Raw genomic sequence first — 20,420 nt, 5'->3', positions numbered from 1 at the left:
GTGTAAATGAGTATGTAAAAAGGAAAGGAAGATATGAAAAGATTAGTTAGTTTGTTTAGCTTGCTGCTTTTGTGGTCAGCTCTCTATGCCAAAGTAACACTCCCCTCCATTTGGGGTGACGGTATGGTGCTGCAGCAGCAATCAAAAGTTGTTTTCACAGGCCAGTCAACAACTGGTAAGAAAGTGTATGCCGTGGCTTCGTGGAACGGCAAGAAAGTCTATGCCGACCGTCAGGAAGGGCAACAATGGACATTGACGCTGGAGACTCCGGCCTATGGTGGCCCTTATACCATTACTTTTAACGATGGTGACAAGTTGGTATTAAAGAATATTCTGATAGGTGAAGTTTGGTTCTGTTCCGGTCAGTCCAATATGGAGATGCCTGTCAAAGGTTTCCGTGGTCAGCCTGTCTATGGCTCTCAGCCCTATATTGTGTCGGCTAATGCCAAACGTCCTCTGAGGCTCTACACAGTGAAGAATGCCTGGAGCACTACTCCGAAGACAGAGGGTATTGACGGATATTGGACGGAACTTTCGCCTAAGGAAGTAGCTAATTTCAGTGCCACTGCATATTTCTTCGGCGATTTACTCCAACGTACGCTTGATGTACCTGTAGGATTGATACATTGTGCCTGGAGTGCTTCGAAAATTGAAGCTTGGATGAGCCGTGAGACGTTGGAGCAGTTTGCTGAGGTAGAGCTGCCCGATGTGCAGGCTACAGAATTCGGTTGGCCGGCCGGCACACCGACTCTGCTATGGAATGCCATGGTCAACCCGTGGAAAGGTTTTCCAGTGAAGGGAGTCATCTGGTATCAGGGTGAGGCCAACAGCCCGGCCCCAGCTCTCTATAAGAAACTTTTTCCTGCCATGGTAGCCGAGTGGCGCGCTTTTTTCCAGTCACCCGAACTTCCGTTCTATTATGTCCAGATTGCTCCCTGGCAATCGGAAGGTAGTGATAAGTTCGATTGGGCTCTCTTCAGACAATGTCAGCTTGAACTGATGTACGAAGTGCCCGGCACAGGCATGGTGATTACCACCGATGCCGGCAGCGAGAAGTTTATCCATCCACCTTATAAGATAAAAGTAGGTGAGCGTCTGGCTTATTGGGCTTTGGCACGTACTTATGGTTTGGAGGGTTTTACCTATTCAGGCCCCATCTATCGGCAATGTCAGATGAATGGCCGGCAAGTTGAGGTAGACTTTGAATTTGGTGAGGACGGCCTTGGACCCGAGAATCAGTTGGTAGAAGGCTTTGAGCTTGTTGACGAGGCTGGTAATATACATCCTGCCAAGGCAGAGATTATCGGTGGAAGTTCGAAGGTAAAGGTATGGAACGATTCTGTTCCGAGTCCGGTAGAAGTTCGCTATTGTTTTCGCAACTACAAGGTCGGAACATTGCAAAACAATGCCGGACTTCCGGCCGCTCCTTTTCGGGCAGTCATAAAATAGAAACAAGTATTAATCAATAAAACATGTATATACCAATGAAAAAACTAAGTTTGAAAAAGTCTCTTTTACTGCTTGCCTCGGGCATGCTTGTGTTGACTTCTTGTGGTGGAACCAAGAAAAAGGCCGAAGTGTCAGAAACGCCAGTCAAGCCGGCATTGATGTGGTTTGATGCCGAAGCCAACTTTGGACGTTTCAATCAGAAAGACTCCATTGACTATTATTTGCAAAAGATAAAGTCACTCGGGTTCACACATGCTATTGTCGACGTACGTCCCATTACCGGTGAAGTACTCTATGACAGCAAGTATGCACCACGTATGGAAGAGTGGAATGGTGCTAAGCGTGGCGACTTTGATTATCTGGGCTATTTCATTCAGCAGGGACATAAGCTTGGATTACAGGTACATGCTTCGTTGAATGTATTCTGTGCCGGTCACAATTATTTTGACCGTGGTATGGTCTACAGTGGCCATCCGGAATGGGCGTCCATGGTTTACAATCCTGAAAAAGGGATTATCTCTATCATGGAGGAAAAACATAAGTATGGGGCCATGATTAATCCGCTCAACGAGGAATATCGTACGCATATTCTTAATGTGCTGAAAGAGTTGGTTGGAAAATATCCCGATTTGGACGGACTGATGCTCGACCGTGTACGCTATGATGGCATCAGTGCCGACTTCTCACCGCTTTCGCGCAGCAAGTTCGAAGAGTATATTGGTGCTAAGGTAGAGAACTTTCCGCAGGACATCCTGACTTGGGAAAAGACAGCAGACGGAAAGTTTGTGCCCAAACGTGGCAAGCTGGCTTTGAAGTGGTTTGAGTGGCGTACAAAGACGATTACCGATTTTATGGCTTTGGCCCGTAAGGAAGTGAAGTCTGTGAATCCCAACATCTCGTTTGGTACATATACAGGTGCCTGGTATCCTTCTTACTATGAGGTGGGTGTAAACTTTGCCAGCAAGAACTACGACCCCAGCAAGGATTTTGATTGGGCTACTCCTGAGTATAAGAACTATGGCTATGCCGAACTGATTGACCTGTATGCTACCGGCAATTACTACACGGACATTACGATAGAAGAATATCAGAAGAATGGTCATAGCGTTTGGAACGAAACAGACAGCCAGGCACAGTCGGGTACATGGTATTGTGTGGAAGGTTCGTGTCAGCACCTGCGTACTATATTGAAAGATAATAAGTTCATGGGTGGAATCCTGGTGGACCAGTTCTATGACAATCCGGCCAAACTGTCGAAGACAATAGCCATGAACCTGAAGCTTTCAGATGGTCTGATGGTGTTTGACATCGTACATATCATCAGTAAGAATCTTTGGAAAGAGGTGGAAGAAGGCATGAGAGAAGGAGGAGCTTGCCGATGAAAGGACGTGCCTACTCGTTGGATGCCCTTCGTGGATATGCTATTCTGACGATGGTGCTTTCGGCCACCGTTGCGGGCAGTATTCTGCCCGCATGGATGTACCATGCTCAGACACCGCCACCCACACATGCCTTCAATCCCGAATTGCCGGGGCTGACGTGGGTGGATTTGGTCTTTCCTTTTTTCCTGTTTGCTATGGGGGCGGCATTCCCGTTCTCCATTCGTAAGCGGAAAGAAAAGGGAGAGAGTGAGTTGAGGCTGGTGTATGATGCGTTGAAGCGTGGCGTGCAACTTACGTTTTTTGCCATCTTCATCCAGCATTTCTACCCTTATATGCTGAGTAGCCCGCAGGACATGCGCGCCTGGCTGCTGGCCATAGCTTGTTTTGCGGTTCTGTTTCCCATGTTCATGCGTTTACCGTTTCCCTTGCCGGCATGGGGACATACGGCAGTTAAACTGGGAGCTTATGCGGTGGCAGTAGTCATGCTGCTTACGGTGAACTATGCAGATGGTCGTGAGTTTAGCTTGTATACCAGTAACATCATTATTCTGTTACTGGCCAATATGGCCATTTTCGGTTCCATCATTTATTTGTTTACGATGGACAACAAGTGGGCACGCATTGCAGTACTGTTGGTGCTGGCCGGTATTATACTGAGTAGTGAGGTGGAAGGTTCCTGGACAAGTACTCTGTTTGGCTTTACTCCTGTTTCCTGGATGTATCGTTTCGATTACTTGAAGTACCTGTTCATTGTGCTGCCGGGTAGTTTGGCCGGTGACTTCCTACTGGAATGGATGAACAGGCGAGGGCACGAAGAAGGAGAGGATAAAAATGACCGCAAAGCCTATGCTGCTCTGTCTTTGTCGGTAGCAATCATTGTGTGCAATCTGGTAGGACTGTATAACCGGTGGCTTCATGTCAATCTGGTTGTGAACATCCTGCTGCTTTTGGCTGGTTGGTGGCTGTTGCGCAAGTCGGCGGGCAGTGCTTCGTTGTGGAAAGAGTTGTTCAATATGGGTGCTTTTCTGTTATTGGTTGGCTTGTGTCTGGAACCGTTCCAAGGAGGAATAAAGAAAGATGTGGCTACTTTCAGCTATTTCTTTGTCACTTCGGGATTGGCCTGTATGGCTCTGATCGTTTTTCACATCCTCTGTGACTATTTCCGTTGTCAGAGGTCTACTGCGTGGCTTGTCATGTCGGGACAGAATCCGATGATAGCCTATGTGGCTGGCGATTTGCTGGTGATACCCGTATTGCAGATGACGGGTGTGTTCCCGTTACTGTCTTATTTGCATTCCAATCCGTGGTTAGGATTCTTGCAGGGGTTGCTGCTTACTTCTCTGTCGTTGTTGGTTACCATCTTCTTTACCCGTATCAAGTGGTTCTGGAGGACTTGATTAGACATATGTGATTAATTTTAATTTGAATGTAAAATAAGTATTCTGATGGATAAAGGAACTGTATTAAGATGGCTTATTTCGTTTGCAATGTGCGTATCGTTGTTTATCATTCCCGTTAGTGGACAACGTGTAGAAAATCATTTTGTCAAACCAATCACTGGCACTTGGATAAACCTAGCCTATCAGGATGTGCGTAACAAGTACACCAATCCGCAGCATTTTGATTATACAGCCCCAGCTTTATGGAGGCAGAAGATAAAAGAACTTTCTGAGATGGGGATTGAATATCTTGTTTTTATGGCTGTGGCCAATGAAGGGAAGGCATATTATCCTTCTAAATTGATGCCTCATGCATATGCTCCCGAGAAAGAAAGTCCGGTGGATGTTATTATGGATATGGCGGACGAATTGGGAATGAAAGTTTTTATGAGCACGGGCTGGGCAAAAAATCAGGATGACAATTTGCAGGATCCGGCAATCAAGCAACGTCAGCTTCAGATGATGGAGGAACTGGCAGCTCTGTATAGAAACCATAAAGCATTCTATGGTTGGTATTTGCCGGTAGAAGATTGTCTTTGTCCGATTTTTGCGGAACATGCTGTACAGTCGGTCAATACATTGGTAGAGAAAGCACGGGTATTGACTCCTGGAAAGAAAACTTTGATATCTCCTTATGGCATTGTGAATTCTGCTTTTGATGACCCGGCTTATGAAAGGCAGTTGGCCAAATTGAAGGTTGATATCATTGCCTATCAAGATGAAATTGGATGTGTCCGCGAGCAGTTTCCTCTTCTTCGTTTGAAACGAAGTTGGGAAAAATTGCGTGCGATCCATGACAGATTGGGCATTGCATTGTGGGCGAATTGTGAGACCTTTACATGGGAAAACGAAACCAATGATCGTGCTTCTGCTTTAATTCCTTCTGCTTATTCGCGCTTGTTGTCCCAGCAGGTGGCTGCATCGGTTGCAGGGGTAGAAACTATCACATCCTTTATGATGTACGGCTTGTTTGACAAGCCTGATTCGCCGTTTCAACTGGGGCAGCCAATTTGGTCGAATAAGGCATATACAGATTATATGGCTTGGAAGAACGGTGATAAGTATTGGAACTATCTGGCTGCTTCTTTTGCAGGTACGTTAATAAGCGGTGAGATTGCAAAGACAGACAATGTGTTGTGGCAAAAGATGCTGGATGGAAAACTGGCCGAAGAAAGCAGTGCAGATACGTGTTGGGTGGAATTTGCCCCCGGGTATCATGAGCTATTTTTTGATTTTGGGAAAATAGTACATTTGAAGCAGTTCATGTTTCGTGTGCTGAATTATAAATCTCAAGATATCTGTTTGCCGGAAAATATCAGTTTGTCAGTTTCCGATGACGGCATACGATATCATTTGGTCGCAATGAAGAATGTTCCGTGTTGGCCGAATGCAAAGCATGACATCTGGATTGATGGGATTTTGTTTGATGAGATAATGGAGAACGGGCGGTATATAAAAATAGCTTTTGAAGCTTCTCATAGAGTCTGCATCGACGAATTGTATGTTAATCCTATCCTTGGGAAATAAGGGGAGAACCTCAGCTCCACCCTTCCAGTCCTGACCTTTGTGAACATAAAGTTGACTTTGGAAGAAGGAGTGGGGAGGGGGAGGAAACTGTTCAGCCCATCTTTCCGTGGGGAGAGATGGGCTGAATGTTTATGATATGCTAGCCAGGTTCAGTCGAACAGGCTCTTGAACTTGCGGAAGATTTTTTCCTTGATGGAAGCGTTGGGCTTGAAGTTGTCCGAGGTTTCCATTTCTTCCAGCGCTTTCTTTTCGTCCTTGCTCAGGGTTTCGGGAACATAGACACTGACGTTGACAAGCAGGTCGCCGGTACCATAGCCGTTGACGCTGGGAAGTCCCTTGTTGCGCAGGCGGAGAACCTTGCCGGGCTGGGTACCCGGTTCGATCTTTACTTTCACCTTGCCGTCGATGGTGGGGATTTCTACGGCTCCTCCCAAGGCGGCGGTAGGGAAGCTCAACAGGAGGTTGTAGATGAGGTCGTTCTCCTCGCGGATCAGTTCCTTGTCCGGCTCTTCTTCGATGAGGACCAGCAGATCGCCCGGCACGCCGTTGTGCTTGCCTGCGTTTCCTTTGCCGTTCATGGAGAGTTGCATGCCTTCGGCTACACCGGCCGGTATCTTGACCGTTACTACTTCTTCGCCATAGACGATACCTTCGCCCGCACACTCTTTACATTTATTCTTGATGACTTTACCTTCGCCGCCGCAGGTGGGGCAGGTGGTACGTGTCTGCATGGTGCCCAGAATGGTCTGCTGGTTGCGAATGACGGAGCCGGAACCTTTACAGGTAGGACAGGTTTCGCTTCCTCCATTGCCTTCGGCACCGGTGCCGTGGCAGTGGGTACAGGTGACGTACTTTTTCAGTTTGAATTTCTTTTCTACACCAGTAGATATTTCTTTCAGGTTGAGCTTCACCTTGACGCGGAGGTCGGAACCACGGAAACGACGCTGCTGGGCGCCACCTCCTCCGCCAAAACCACCGAAACCGCCAAAGCCTCCTCCGTGTCCGCCGAAGATGTCGCCGAACATGGAGAAGATATCGTCCATGGACATGCCACCACTGAATCCGCCGAAGGGGCCTCCGTTGCCTGCCGCACCGCTCATGCCTGCAAAGCCGAACTGGTCGTAGCGGGCGCGTTTGTCGGGATTGCTCAACACGTCATAGGCTTCTGCTGCTTCCTTGAATTTTTCTTCCGCTTCCTTGTCGCCCGGGTTCTTGTCGGGGTGATATTGAATGGCTTTCTTGCGGTAGGCTTTCTTTATCTCGTCGGCCGATGCGTTCTTGTCTACTCCCAGTACCTCGTAGTAATCTCTTTTTTCCATAATTCAACTTGTCTCCTTATTCTCCGACTACCACTTTGGCATGACGGATTACCTTGTCGTTTAATGTATATCCAGGCTGGACACAGTCCAGGATTTTGCCTTTCAGTTCTTCTGCCGGAGCGGGGATGACGGCGATGGCTTCGTGGAAGTCGGTGTTGAGGGGCTGTTCCTTGGTCTCAATGACTTTCACTCCATTCTGTCCGAGAACGGTCATGAACTTGTTGTAGATCAGTTCGACACCTTCTCTGACGGCGGCTACGTCTTCGGCTGTTTCCATGTTCTTCAGTGCGCGTTCGAAATCGTCCACGATGGGCAGGATGCTGCTGATGCTTTTTTCGCCTCCGTTCAGGATCAGTTCTGCTTTCTCCTTCATGGTGCGTTTGCGGTAATTGTCGAATTCGGCTGAAAGGCGCAGGTACTTGTCCTTCATATTGGCCAGCTCTTCCTGTGTCTTGGTCAGCTCGTCTACTTGCTCTGTTTTTTCAGTCCCGGCCTGTTCCTGTGTCTCGGCTGCCGTTTTTTCTGTTTCGCCCTGGTCTTGTTGTCCCGTATGGGCAGTGTGAGCTTTCAGCTCTTCTTCGTTCATGGTTTCTTTTTTCGGATCCATATCTATTTTTCTTTTTTGTTATTACTGCGGATGGACGGTCGGACGTATCCGGCGCGTCTTGTTACTTTTCTTTCCAGCAAAAACTTTGCCAAAATGTCTACTTTTTCAGAAAACGCCGCAAAGTTACGATTTTTATGTCACATTGGCAGTGTGGAAAGAAGACAATTGTGTATCTTTGCACCTCCGTTTTTAAGGTATTAGTAATAACAAGATAAAGATAATTCATGATTACAGTTTCTAATGTTTCGGTACAGTTTGGTAAAAGGGTGTTGTTCAACGACGTCAACCTGAAGTTTACCAGCGGCAATTGTTATGGTGTCATCGGTGCCAACGGCGCCGGCAAGTCTACTTTTCTCAAGACGATTTCCGGAGAGTTGGAGCCTACAACGGGGGCGATAACTTTGGGACCGGGCGAACGCCTGTCTGTACTTAGCCAGGACCACTTCAAGTGGGATGCTTATACGGTGATGGACACGGTGATGATGGGCCACACGGTGTTGTGGGATATCATGAAGCAACGTGAAGCCCTCTATGCCAAAGAAGATTTTACGGACGAGGACGGCATGAAGGTGTCCGAACTGGAAGAGAAGTTTGCCGAGCTGGACGGTTGGAATGCCGAGAGCGACGCGGCTTCCTTGCTGAGCGGCCTGGGCATTAAGGAAGACAAGCACTATGTGCTGATGAGCGAACTGAACAACAAGGAGAAGGTGCGTGTCATGCTGGCACAGGCTTTGTATGGAAATCCCGATAACCTGTTGCTGGACGAGCCGACCAACGACTTGGATATGGAGACGGTGACCTGGCTGGAGGAATACCTCTCGAACTTCGAACATACGGTGCTCGTTGTGAGCCACGACCGTCACTTCCTCGACTCGGTCTGTACGCATACCATCGATATCGATTATGGAAAAATCAATCTGTTTGCCGGTAACTACAGCTTCTGGTACGAATCGAGCCAGCTAGCCTTGCGTCAGCAACAGAACCAGAAGGCCAAAGCCGAGGAGAAGCGCAAAGAGCTGGAAGAGTTTATCCGCCGTTTCAGTGCCAACGTGGCCAAAAGCAAGCAGACGACGAGCCGCAAGAAGATGCTCGAGAAACTGAATGTGGAGGAAATCAAGCCTTCGTCGCGCAAATATCCTGGCATCATCTTTACGCCGGAACGCGAACCGGGCAATCAGATCTTGGAGGTTTCGGGCCTGACCAAGTCTTTGGAAGACGGTACAGTGCTTTTCCGCGATGTGAATTTCAATGTGGAGAAAGGCGACAAAATTGTATTCCTGTCGCACGACCCGCGTGCCATGACGGCTTTGTTCGAGATTATCAACGGCAATATGAAGCCCGATGCCGGACACTATAACTGGGGTGTGACCATCACGACGGCCTATCTGCCGTTGGACAACACGTCGTTTTTCAACACAGACCTGAACCTGGTCGACTGGCTCAGCCAGTTTGGCGAAGGAAATGAGGTCTATATGAAGAGCTTCCTGGGACGTATGCTTTTCTCGGGCGAGGAGGTATTGAAGAAAGCCAGCGTGCTGTCGGGAGGCGAGAAAATGCGTTGTATGATTGCCCGTATGCAGTTGCGCAATGCCAACTGTCTGATTTTGGATACGCCGACCAACCACCTCGACCTGGAGTCTATCCAGGCCTTCAACAACAACCTGAAGATCTACAAGGGAAATGTCCTGTTTGCGTCGCACGACCATGAGTTCATCCAGACGGTGGCCAACCGTATCATCGAGCTGACTCCGAACGGTATCATCGATAAGATGATGGAGTATGACGAATACATCACTTCGGATCACATTAAAGAACTGAGAGCACGCATGTATCAGAACTGATACTTGACAGACTGAGATAATAAGAGAGGCACGGACCGACAGACTTCTACGGAATAATCCGTATGGTTTCTGCGTGGTCCGTGCCTCTTTGTATAGTGGACAGGGGAAGGATCCTCTGTTACATCCTTTAATGTTTGGTCTGGTAGACTATTTTGTTTTCACTTTCCCCGAAAAGTTTGTCACCGAGGGTTGTAATTTTATTGCCGGTTGCCACTACGTGTCTCAGATTGTCACATCCGATGAAGGCACCATATTCGATGGCCGTTACTCCGGCCGGTAATATCAGTGAACCGGACAGGCGGGTACAGCCGCTGAACGCACGTTGGCCGATGGTTTGCAAGCCTTTGGGCAGAGTAACGTCCAGCATGTATTTCTTTTGCGTAAACGTATACTCGGGGATAGCGGTCGAAGTGCAGTTTTCCATATTGACGGAAACCAGATTGGGCATATAGTCGCGGAGCAGCTTGAAGTCTGCTTCGTCCATTTTGCCTTCGATGGTCAGGAAATTGACGTCACGCGGTTGAATGCCTTTGCGCATGAGTTCACTGGCCAGACTGCTCATGGGGCCAATCTCTACGGAAACGATTGTAGGTTCTCCTTCGATGAAAGAGAAGTTTTCCCATCTTTCCTTGTTGCGATAGGAATCCGTACTTCCCAGCGGAACAAATATGGCTGTGATGCTGTCGGCCAATGCTTCGGGCAACAAGTTGGGAGCCTTTTTCTTTCTGACCTGACAAATCTTCAGGTTGGTGCACCCCTTGAAAGCAGCGTCTTCTATGTTCTTCGTCTTGTCCGATAGAATAACGCGCTCCAGCGTTTGTTTTCCCTGAAAACTTCCGTCACTCATTTTTTTGCAGAAGGCATAGGCCGGGATGCAGTTACCCGGGTAGACGTAGATGCGGTCAGGGTAGGTGCCGTTCTTTCCTGTGTACATGCTTATGGTGGCATTCGATATGTCCAGCACTTTGAGGTTGGTGAATTCGTCGCGCAGGTGGCGGAAGTCAATGGCGTTGAGTTTGCCTTGCAGGGTGAGATGAGTAATCTGGTTGGCTTCATCCAGAGTTAACAGTTCTACCAGTGTACCAGCTTTGGGTACATAACAGGTCTTTTTCTTTTGGGCATAGGCTCCTCCACAGGCGATGCATAGGCTGGCCGCAACAAGCAGTATGTTTCTTAGTTTCATCTTCTTTCAGTTTTAGGATTTTGCTTTCAAAGATACGGAAGATTTAGCCTATGTCATCTATCTGTTCTGTTAATTCTAAAAAAACTTATGTTAACGTGTTGTATGATGATGTGTAGATTCAGTAGATGAACGTTTGTTTCCCATACGATATAGTAAAAGGTAATTCTTCCGTTCCTCTTATCATATTGCTAAGCCAATATAATTTTCCTTTCGGAACATCTTTAAATTCTACATATTCATAACGAGCATATTGGCATCCAAATCGCTTCCAACCTTCATCTGTCCAATAATATAAAGTATACAAATCTTCTGCATGTATCCCGTTATCTGCATTCAATGGAGCAAAACGGACTAGGGTTGCCTTTTGTCTATTTTTCAAGCGCAAAGTAATAGTTTCACAAGAATGTGGAGCTGTTTGCATATCTCCATCGTATTCAGTCTTATGCCTCATTTTCTCCCAACCGGTTTCCTCCAAAAGTTTGACGTAACAGGAGTCTTTAAGGGACAATATACTATCATTAGGTGAAAGAATGTGTATGCGATTGGGAGGAAATACGTTTTTATATCCGTATGATTTATCAGTAATCCATTCTAACATGGAAATGTTAGCATGGGGATAAGAAGCAGGAGCCTTAAAACGATAGTACCGATAATTTCCAATATTAGTTAAGGTCTTTTCCTGAAAGAAAGGTTCGGGTATTTCTTCAATTTCTCCTTGTATTACTGCATCACTGAAATCCTCTCGGTTGGCAGCCTGAAATTGACCGCCTACCAGTTGTTTGGCTATTTCGTTCATTTGAGGTTTGTAAGTGCATTTGCGAGTTAGGACCAGATTACTCCATTTCCCACTAGAGTCATTCTTTTCAGCTAAGTAATGAGGAACTCCAACTCCGTTTATTTCTTCTACATAAAAAGGTCTTCCAAAAGCCTTCATGCGATTATTTTCATAGTAAATTGGAAAGTAAAACATGCCTGGAATAGCATATTCAAACAGAACAGCTTTCGATTTTACATTTATATTTCCCCATGTTACAGCCAATAGTCCGCCCGGCCCTTTGTGAAACACTGCTAGATATGCCAGTCTATTTGGAATCATTTCATGGAAAGGAAGCGATAATGTAACTGTTTTCCGATAATGAGAGGTCACATCAATAATACAGGGGTCGGCAAGTTCTTGTGGAATATGCTCATTTTCTGATTTTAAGAAATAAGGCGATTTCTTTTGTGCGGCATACGTCATTCGATAGATATTATAGACTTCTTCAGCATTATAAGAATCTTTATAGGGCACATCACTTTCCGGGCTGAAGGCATATCCTGTATCTTTTGGACTTTTGTAAAGAGAGCAATGGTAATGTCGTCCTCCAAAGTAACGGTAGCACATATTATATTCTACTGAAAGTGGTAAGCCACACGATCTTAGAATATTGCATGCATAGTTTGCAATATCCACACAGTCGTGAAGACCGCGTGAATATAAACCGTATATGCCATAATCTTGCCTGTCTTCCTGTTTCCCGTTCAAATCTCTGAGTGTATTGATGGCTTGGTTGTAGTGATGAATCATTTTCTGCGGAGTGTCGCAAGAATCCGCATTCAGGAATTTGCCAAACAGTGAATCTAATTCTTTTCCGTTATTTAGAAATCCATATCCGCCTACCGAGCGATAGGGAAGGATATATTCCTTAAATTCATTAAAACTAAGCTGTCCGGCAAATTTAGAATGATGCCACACTTCAAAAGCATGATCAATATGTGCAATCAGGAATTTGCTATCCAATTCCTGAATGTCAGGAAAACTGTCGACGCATATTTCTATTTTAGGAAGTATTTGGTTCTTCTGATGTTCTCTATATGTTTTGATTTGAGAAAGTCTTTTTTCATTTGGGGATTCATTCGCTAAAAGGGACTGACAGATGCTATCTGTCTTCTGTCGCCACGCTTCGACTTCTCTAGGTACATAATTTAATTTGCCGTACGAATAATGATAATGCATGTTGTCAATAAGAAAACGTGCCGCCTCATACTTTTGCCGATCTGGATCGCTCCATCGGTAATGTAATAATACCGACCAAAGCTGGATGCGATTTCCAGCGGCATCTGGAGGAAGAGAGGGGAGGCTGATGTAAACTACTCCAAACGAAAACAACATCCAGAAGGTGAACAAGGCTACTCGTTTTCTCATAGCTTCTATTCTTTATCTTTACTTGGTATGTTTTTCTGCATCATACTCTTCTTTTGTCAGATTCCGGACAGTTGACTCTACTTTCGGCTCCTTTTTTGAGCCAGGTATGATAGCTGCGCCGCCAATATGATCGAAAAGGATAGTGTTATTCTGTGGTGAAATAACTGCTACGGAATGCACAGAGCGTCCGTGAAATGACCATTCCACATTCACAAGTTCTAAGTTCTCATTTTCGCTTGCACGCTTTAGCCATTCTTTTATTTTTTCAAAAGGTTCCTCTGTTCCCGAAAGAGATAATTTTTCACGCATTACTTTCAAAGGTACGATATCATACGATCCTTTGTTGTCGTTTAAGTGATATACTACATCTGTATCATCGGCAAATAAAAGTTTTAGGAATTCTTCTCGCTGTTCTTGCGTTTCCACTTTTCCACGATAACTATATTTCACCAACTTTAATCCATCAATCCCGTTTCGAGTCATTAAATCACTTTGTTGCTTGGCATAATCTAATTGTTCTTGCCAAGTAGTTGGCTCTTTTTTGACTTCGGTTACGTCAGACTTGCCCGGATTGTCCTCTTTGACACTGTTGTTGCATCCTCCAAAGAGGAAACTTACTAAAGAAATGAAATAAATAATTGACTTTTTCATAAAACTCCAGTTATAATTATACGTAAAAAATAATTTCTGTTTTATTTTCGATGGGTTAAAACTCCTGATCCACCATTTTCACTAGGAGAATAATATACATCAACACCAGCAATACTTACAGATGCGGAAAACAAATATGCATGAGCATGTCCCCAAGCAAATTGATGAAAATTTGTTTCCCCAATTCTTCCATCTACAGTTTGAATCTTTGCATCACAAGACCAGCCGAAATTTGCATAATGTTTTGCATACATAGCACAGTCATGAAAAATCCCATTCCAATCAAATATAGAACTACAATAAATACTATAACTCCAAACTTCTCCTCCAAAAATATTTGTTCCTCCATCATTTGAAATTGAAAAGTACCTTTCTGTTAATGCGGCTTCTTCCGACCTTGTTTTTATTTTAGGAGGAATAGAGATTATTTGGGGAGCCTGAGGTCTCGTTTCAGGAATTATTATCATACTTCCTATATGATCATAAATTATTTTATTGTTATGAATAATTCCAATTGAGAATATCTGTTTTCCTTTATAGTTCCATTCAAACTCTATTAATTCAGTTCCAACTTTCACAATCGTGTCCAATTGTGATTTAAGAAGTTTTTTAATGTTTTGAATATACAATTCGGGTTTATTAAGTTTCAATCTACTTATGGGAAGAATCTCAAATTTATTCATATTTTCATCTACATAAGTAACGACATTGGTGTCGTCCGCAAATAGTTTATTCCAAAATACAGAAATTTGTTCTCCTGTTTTAATTTCACCCAAACTGCGATATCCAATAAAACTTAAATCGTTCATATTTGATTTGGTTTTTGTTTTGTATTGTTGGGCAAACTCTATCTGTTCCTGCCATGTCATTGGTGATGTTAAAATCTCTTTTTTAACAGGCAGTACTTCTTCTGGTTCGATTATACTTGATTGACAAGCTGTAAGAAAGAATACAATCACTAATGTGTATAAAGTTGTTGTTTTCATACTATGTTTTAATTTAAAAGCAGGTTATTCAAGTATCACTGGTAACTTATTCTCCTATCTCTGTAGCTATTAAAGGAAATTCATTTGTTGACTATTGTTAGATCAAGTCGAGGTTAACGAGACTACAGAATTTCTGTGTGGACAGAATCCGTTGGTGGTGGTTCCATAATATATATTATCAAGGTTCAACAATCGGGTTAATTATCACTTTTATTCACATATTCTTTCATTGTTTTCTTTATCCATTCCACTTGAAAAGAAGGTATTTTCACCGGCTTGTCTACAATTTGTCGGGCCAAGGAGATTGCTTCATTTTGCCGTTCGTTTCGATTTAGTATTTGTACCAAACAATACAATGGGATAAATCGGTTGGGACACATCAGGGAAGCTTGGCGATAATGTAGCTCGGCTTGTGTGTCTTCGCCTCTCTGCTCATTCATTTCGGCCAGCAAAAGTTCCAGATCATAATCGGCCCATAGTTCCCTGCATTGGTTAGCAATTTTAATTCCAGAGTCATATAAACCAATTTGATTTAACTCAAACGCGTAGTTGTAAAGAAAGTATTGGTCATGCTTCAGTCCGATATATGCATGTTGATAATGTTCAAGTGCACGGTCGGTTTGTTTGGCAGCGGAGGCTGTCACTGCTTCAGTCCAAGCCAATTCGGCTTTCACACGCCGTATTATCAGACTCCCAATCCAAAAGCTTAGAGGCAATAGGCATGCCACACCCACATTACGTAAAGTTGATGGAAACTTTATGGTATCTTTTAATAATAAAAAAGTTGCATACAACAATACTGTCCAAACAAACGGATACATTAATGGATAGGAGAAGAAACCCAATACGCAAACGGATATCCAAACAAGCATGCCGCACTCTTTTTCAGAGGAATAGTTCTTTTTAGCTACACGAAACAAACGTATCAGCCATGCAATGACAATCAATAACCCCACTATACCGAAAGAAATGCCTATCTGTAGGTATTCATTATATGGATATTGTACGGTATCAGCCAATTGAACATAACTACTATCTGGATGGCGTTTAAAATAAGCAGCCTGATAATCCATATAATGTGCTTCGAATCCATTCATGCCCCAACCGAACAAGGGCTTGTCAAGCATCATTTCCAAAGAACAACGCCAGATAAGCATACGTCCGTCTGCTGAATCTTTTTTGACGAGATAAAGAGCTATAACAGAACAGAGGAAAATGCTGATAAGTCCTATTCGCTGAATGGTTCGTGTGGGACGAAGATTTCTACGTTTCCAAATGGCATAAACAAATAACAAACTTAGTATACCCGCACGCGAAGCCGATAGTAATACACTTGCAATGACAGCCCATGCGACTACTTGTCCAATTATGCGTCTATCTCTTCCTTTATTCAACATCCATAGACAGAACGGAAAGCCCACGCAAAGACTGGCGGCAAAACCTGCCGGATTGTCTAAAGAGCCTTTTAGCGGAATACCGTGTTGAATTAGAGCAGGTAATTGGCATATTCCCCAGCAAATTTCTATTATAATTAAACCAACAATCGCGTAATGTATACATTTGTGAGGAAGAAGAGCGCATCGATCAAATGGAACCAGATGATGAGCACAGGAAACTACCGACCATATCATTCCACCCACTGCAAACACTATCCATTTGGGGAGTACTTGTGTGTCTACGAAGTGTACTGAACAAAAGAATAAAGTTCCGCCCATCGTAATAATTATGATTAGCTTGCGTATCATAAAAATGTATACATACTCGTTGATTGACTAAAATGAGTATTCTTTATAAAGACGAACTGAAAAGAAAAACCTAACCTTGTTTTTGCTTTTTTTTTGAGATAAATCTCAAAACACTGAAAAACAGTACTTGAGAGGTTGCTTAAATTATGTTCTTATTAGTTTTGTATAATCCTTAACTCTATGGTGCTAGTCCTGACCTTTGTATTTATAGAGTGAAGGTTGGAACGAAAAAAATGGAAGCATAAATCATATTTTATCATTGTAGAAAAATAGACAGAACTGATTGCTTGGGATATAGGCGAGGATGTAAATCTTGCAGAAGATTTGTCGATAATGGATATTCTTTTTTCTTTTATTAGTATTTTTGCGGGTATATTAGTGTGCCTTCAAGCAATATTAGTAAAGATATGGAAATGAAAAATAAAATGTTGTGGAAGAACATCGGCCGATTAGTAGTGGATATTCTGCTGTTTTATGTGATAGGGACGTTGATAACGATGTTTTTGTGCGTTCCTCTTTTCCTGATACAGAAAGCATCGGGGATGGAGATGCAGGAAGGAAGTTTGCCTTCTCTCTTCCTGGAAAGGTTGCTGATGCTGGTCGGTTATCTGAGTGCGGCAGTATTAGTGCTGCGTTGGCGCAATCTACCTTTATCGCTGTTGGGAATGTCTTTGAAAGGACGGGGAAAAGACTTGTTGGCTGGATTGGGAGTAGCGATGTTGCTGTATGCCGTCGGGTTTGGTACATCGCTCCTCATGGGGACTGTTGAAATAGCGAGTGTACAGTGGGTACCTCGTGACTTGCTGGGAACATTGCTGTTCTTCCTGCTGGTAGCCGTCACGGAGGAGGTGATGCTGCGTGGCTTTGTGTTGGGAAGAATGCTTTCGGCAGGTATGAATCGTTTTGTGGCGCTGTTCTTGTCGTCGGCTCTTTTCTCAGCCATGCATTTGTTCAATCCCAATTTCGCACTCTTGCCGTTTGTCAACATCCTGCTGGCAGGTTGTCTGCTGGGAGCATCCTTCCTGTATACACGTAACTTGTGTTTTCCCGTCGTGCTGCACTGGTTCTGGAACTGGCTGCAAGGCCCCGTGCTGGGTTATGAGGTTAGCGGAATGGACAGCGGCGAAACTTTGCTGACCCTCCGTTTGACGGGCAGTGACCTGCTGACAGGAGGCAGCTTCGGTTTCGAAGGCTCGCTGCTCTGCACCGTTCTGCTTGTTGTCGGTACACTGGCCATCGTCGCTTATTATGAACGGCGCGGCAGGAAGGAGGCTTAGAGCCCTTCCTGCGATACGCCGCGCAGGGCCAGTTGAATGCGCTTACGTTCGGTGTCAATGCCCAGTACGCGTACCCTGACGTGCTGATGGATGGACACTACTTCGTTGGGATCACTGATGTAGCGGTCGGCCAACTGGGAGAGGTGTATCAGGCCGTTTTCCTTGATGCCGATGTCCACGAAGGCCCCGAAGTTGGTAATGTTGCCTACGATGCCGGGCAGCTCCATGCCTTCGCGCAGATCGTCCAGCGTACGGACGTTCGGATCGAATTCGAACACCTTGATAGGGCCTCGTGGGTCGCGTCCGGGCTTGTCCAGTTCCTGAAGGATATCTTTGAGGGTGGGCATGCCGACAGTGTCCGTCAGGTAGCGTTCGGGCTGGATGCGTAGGCGCAGCTGCTTGTCGGCTATCAGTTCGCTGACGGTGCAGCCCAGGTCTTTGGCCATTTGCTCCACGATGCCGTAGCTTTCAGGATGGACGGCTGTGTTGTCCAGCGGGTTCTTGGCATCGGGAATGCGTAGGAAGCCGGCACACTGTTCGAAAGCTTTGGCGCCCATGCGGGGCACCTTCAGCAGGTCGCGACGCGAAGCAAAGGGCCCATGCTCGGCACGATAGCTGACGATGTTTTGCGCCAGCTGTGGTCCGAGGCCCGATATGTAGGTCAGCAGGTGGCTGCTGGCTGTATTCAGATTAACCCCCACCAGATTCACACAACTTTCTACTGTCTGGTCGAGCGATTTCTTCAGTTTCGTCTGGTCTACATCGTGCTGATACTGGCCCACGCCGATGGACTTCGGGTCTATCTTTACCAGTTCGGCCAGTGGATCCATGAGGCGGCGGGCGATAGAGACCGCACCGCGAACGGTGACGTCGTAGTCGGGAAATTCTTCACGGGCCAGCTTGGAGGCCGAATAGATGGAAGCCCCCTGCTCGCTGACAACGAATATCTGCATGTCGCGATCGAAACGCAAGTGCTTCAGGAAGTCTTCCGTCTCACGGCTGGCCGTACCGTTGCCGATGGCCATGGCTTCGATGCGGTAAGCTTCCACCATCTTCTGGATCTTCTGTGCCGCTTCTTTAGGCTTGCTGACGGGCGGGTGAGGGTAGATGTTCTCGTTGTGAAGCAGGTTGCCCTGAGCATCGAGACATACCACTTTGCAACCTGTACGGAAGCCGGGATCGATACCCATGACGCGCTTTTGCCCCAGCGGGGAGGCCAGGAGAAGCTGGCGCAGGTTGGCGGCAAAGACGCGGATGGCTTCGTCGTCGGCCCGTTCCTTGCTGCTGGCGGCAAATTCGGTTTCGATAGAAGGCTTCAGCAGGCGTTTGTAGGCATCTTGTACGGCTTCGGCCACGTAGTGGCTGCAAGCATTGTTGCCCCGTACGTACTGACGTTCGAGACGCTCCAGGCAGGTGTCGTCCTCGTCGGGGGTAATACTCACCTTGAGCACGCCTTCCGCCTCGGCACGGCGCATGGCCAGCAGGCGGTGGGAACTGCAACGCTTCAATGGGTCGGCCACGTCGAAGTAGTCGCGGTAGTTGGCTGCTTCGGCTTCTTTCCCCTTCACCACGCGGGCGGTGATGACGGCACGACGGTCGAGGGTTGTGCGGACGGTCTGTCGCGAGCGTTCGTCTTCGCTCACCTGTTCGGCTATGATGTCGCAGGCTCCTTTCAGGGCTTCTTCTACGCTCTTCACGTCGCCCTTGACGTAACTCTTTGCCTGTCGGTCGGGAGCCGGGTCCTTTTGTAGCATCAGTAGGGTGGCCAGTGGCGTGAGGCCTTTCTGTCGGGCCATTTCGGCACGAGTCTTTCGTTTGGGCTTGTAGGGCAGGTAGAGGTCCTCCAGCTCGGTGTTGTCCCAGGTGCTTTCGATACGTTGCTTCAATGCGTCGGTCAGCTTACCTTGCGCTTCGATGGTCGTCAGGATGGTTTCCTTTCGGCGTTCTGTTTCTTTTAGTTTCTCGTAGCGGTCGCGGATGCTTTCTATCTGCACCTCGTCCAGTCCGCCGGTAGCTTCCTTGCGGTAGCGGCTGATGAAGGGGATGGTGGCTCCGTCGTCCAGCAGGGCGAGGGTTGGGCGCACCTGCTTGTCTGTCAGTCCAAGCGAGGTGGCTATCAGGTGGGGGAACAGGTCGTTCATATCATTGGATGTCTTTTTTTAATAAAATGATTGGTGGGCAAAGATAGTTCAAACGTAGAGAAGCACAAAACGAAAACAGTGTTTTCGGCGGCAGATTGCACTGTTTTCCCTGTGCGAAACCAGCCATTTCCTGTTCGAAAGGCTGAAGACCGCTGAAAGTTAAAATTTGTAGTGAAAACATTCGATTGGCTTATTTTTATATGATTTTTTGGGAAATGGATGAAAAAATCCTACCTTAGCCTCGTAGATAAGCATTTTCTCGTTTAGGAGTATATCAAAAGTTTTTTATGGATAAGATATTGGAATTTGAAGGACTGGATGCAGCACTGTATCCATGTGTTGGTCCTTTGGTAATGGATCCTGCTGTCTTGAAGCAAAACTATAATTTCCCTTTCCGCACCACTCAGGCTTACCGTTGGTTTGTCGCTGTGAATGGGGAAGAGGTGGTTGGCTTTATTCCGGTAGAGCGTCGGAAGAGCGGTTGGATCATGAACAATTACTATATCAAGGGACGTGACGAAACGGTGTTGGAAGCTTTGTTGCAAAGGATTATGGCTGTTGCGGCAGAAGAGAAGTGCACGTTGACGGCCATCAGCTTTCTGGAAGATCGGGATGTCTTTCGTCGACAGGGATTCGAGGAAGTGAATGTGTGGAAGCGCTATGTGAAAATGGTAAAGAACGGATAACA

General features: G+C 45.9%; 15 protein-coding genes. 7 read left to right on the top strand and 8 right to left on the bottom strand.

Annotation, left to right across the window (positions count from 1 at the left end; genetic code table 11):
- Positions 1-33: 33 nt before the first annotated feature.
- From BQ8005_RS04065 to BQ8005_RS04050, 4 genes are all read left to right on the top strand, one after another.
- Positions 34-1,449, top strand: coding sequence for a sialate O-acetylesterase (locus BQ8005_RS04065; protein WP_075317147.1), 1,416 nt, complete (start codon positions 34-36; stop codon positions 1,447-1,449).
- 83 nt (positions 1,450-1,532) lie between these two features.
- A complete protein-coding gene (locus BQ8005_RS04060) occupies positions 1,533-2,831 on the top strand; it encodes an alpha amylase family protein (RefSeq protein ID WP_111936052.1) in 1,299 nt (432 codons plus the stop codon).
- Complete coding sequence (locus tag BQ8005_RS04055; protein ID WP_075317146.1) at positions 2,828-4,228, top strand: DUF5009 domain-containing protein; 1,401 nt, start codon at positions 2,828-2,830, stop codon at positions 4,226-4,228. The genes BQ8005_RS04060 and BQ8005_RS04055 overlap by 4 nt, the downstream gene beginning before the upstream one ends.
- A 48-nt stretch (positions 4,229-4,276) precedes the next feature.
- Entirely contained in the window at positions 4,277-5,797 is a 1,521-nt protein-coding gene (locus BQ8005_RS04050; RefSeq protein WP_075317145.1) for a DUF4434 domain-containing protein, read from the top strand.
- Between the two features lie 149 nt (positions 5,798-5,946).
- On the opposite strand, the gene dnaJ is transcribed toward BQ8005_RS04050, so the two are convergent.
- Both dnaJ and BQ8005_RS04040 read right to left on the bottom strand, forming a co-directional pair.
- On the bottom strand, positions 5,947-7,119 hold the full coding sequence (dnaJ, locus tag BQ8005_RS04045; protein ID WP_200806339.1) for a molecular chaperone DnaJ: 1,173 nt from the start codon (positions 7,117-7,119) through the stop codon (positions 5,947-5,949).
- A gap of 13 nt (positions 7,120-7,132) precedes the next feature.
- Positions 7,133-7,723: a nucleotide exchange factor GrpE gene (locus tag BQ8005_RS04040; protein ID WP_075317143.1), complete on the bottom strand. Its 591-nt coding sequence runs from the start codon at positions 7,721-7,723 to the stop codon at positions 7,133-7,135.
- Between the two features lie 224 nt (positions 7,724-7,947).
- Here BQ8005_RS04040 and BQ8005_RS04035 point away from each other — a divergent pair, with 224 nt between their 5' ends.
- Positions 7,948-9,564: an ABC-F family ATP-binding cassette domain-containing protein gene (locus tag BQ8005_RS04035; protein ID WP_075317142.1), complete on the top strand. Its 1,617-nt coding sequence runs from the start codon at positions 7,948-7,950 to the stop codon at positions 9,562-9,564.
- A gap of 127 nt (positions 9,565-9,691) precedes the next feature.
- Here BQ8005_RS04035 and BQ8005_RS04030 read toward each other — a convergent pair whose 3' ends face one another.
- From BQ8005_RS04030 to BQ8005_RS04010, 5 genes are all read right to left on the bottom strand, one after another.
- Positions 9,692-10,747 carry a leucine-rich repeat protein gene (locus tag BQ8005_RS04030; protein WP_075317141.1) on the bottom strand — a complete coding sequence of 352 codons (1,056 nt, stop codon included), beginning with the start codon at positions 10,745-10,747 and terminating at the stop codon, positions 9,692-9,694.
- Between the two features lie 118 nt (positions 10,748-10,865).
- A complete protein-coding gene (locus BQ8005_RS04025) occupies positions 10,866-12,932 on the bottom strand; it encodes a hypothetical protein (RefSeq protein WP_159436207.1) in 2,067 nt (688 codons plus the stop codon).
- Between the two features lie 18 nt (positions 12,933-12,950).
- Positions 12,951-13,583 (bottom strand): hypothetical protein, encoded by a 633-nt coding sequence (locus BQ8005_RS04020; protein WP_075317139.1) that lies wholly within the window; start codon positions 13,581-13,583, stop codon positions 12,951-12,953.
- Positions 13,584-13,624: 41 nt separating this feature from the next.
- Complete coding sequence (locus tag BQ8005_RS04015) at positions 13,625-14,569, bottom strand: hypothetical protein (RefSeq protein ID WP_075317138.1); 945 nt, start codon at positions 14,567-14,569, stop codon at positions 13,625-13,627.
- A gap of 197 nt (positions 14,570-14,766) precedes the next feature.
- Entirely contained in the window at positions 14,767-16,284 is a 1,518-nt protein-coding gene (locus BQ8005_RS04010; protein WP_159436206.1) for an O-antigen ligase family protein, read from the bottom strand.
- A gap of 437 nt (positions 16,285-16,721) precedes the next feature.
- Here BQ8005_RS04010 and BQ8005_RS04005 point away from each other — a divergent pair, with 437 nt between their 5' ends.
- On the top strand, positions 16,722-17,591 hold the full coding sequence (locus BQ8005_RS04005) for a CPBP family intramembrane glutamic endopeptidase (RefSeq protein ID WP_075317136.1): 870 nt from the start codon (positions 16,722-16,724) through the stop codon (positions 17,589-17,591).
- On the opposite strand, the gene BQ8005_RS04000 is transcribed toward BQ8005_RS04005, so the two are convergent.
- Positions 17,588-19,732, bottom strand: a complete 2,145-nt coding sequence (locus BQ8005_RS04000) for a Tex family protein (RefSeq protein ID WP_075317135.1) — start codon at positions 19,730-19,732, stop codon at positions 17,588-17,590. The two genes, BQ8005_RS04005 and BQ8005_RS04000, sit on opposite strands and share 4 nt — an antisense overlap.
- A 287-nt stretch (positions 19,733-20,019) precedes the next feature.
- Between BQ8005_RS04000 and BQ8005_RS03990 the strand changes: the two genes are divergently transcribed.
- The gene (locus tag BQ8005_RS03990; protein ID WP_075317133.1) at positions 20,020-20,418 is read left to right on the top strand and encodes a GNAT family N-acetyltransferase; all 399 of its coding nucleotides are present in this window, start codon (positions 20,020-20,022) and stop codon (positions 20,416-20,418) included.
- The last annotated feature ends 2 nt before the right edge of the window (positions 20,419-20,420 follow it).

Origin of the sequence: Bacteroides togonis (assembly GCF_900130135.1) — a bacterium.
In the GTDB taxonomy this organism is placed as follows: domain Bacteria; phylum Bacteroidota; class Bacteroidia; order Bacteroidales; family Bacteroidaceae; genus Bacteroides; species Bacteroides pullorum.
This window is presented reverse-complemented; position numbering and strand designations above follow the sequence as displayed.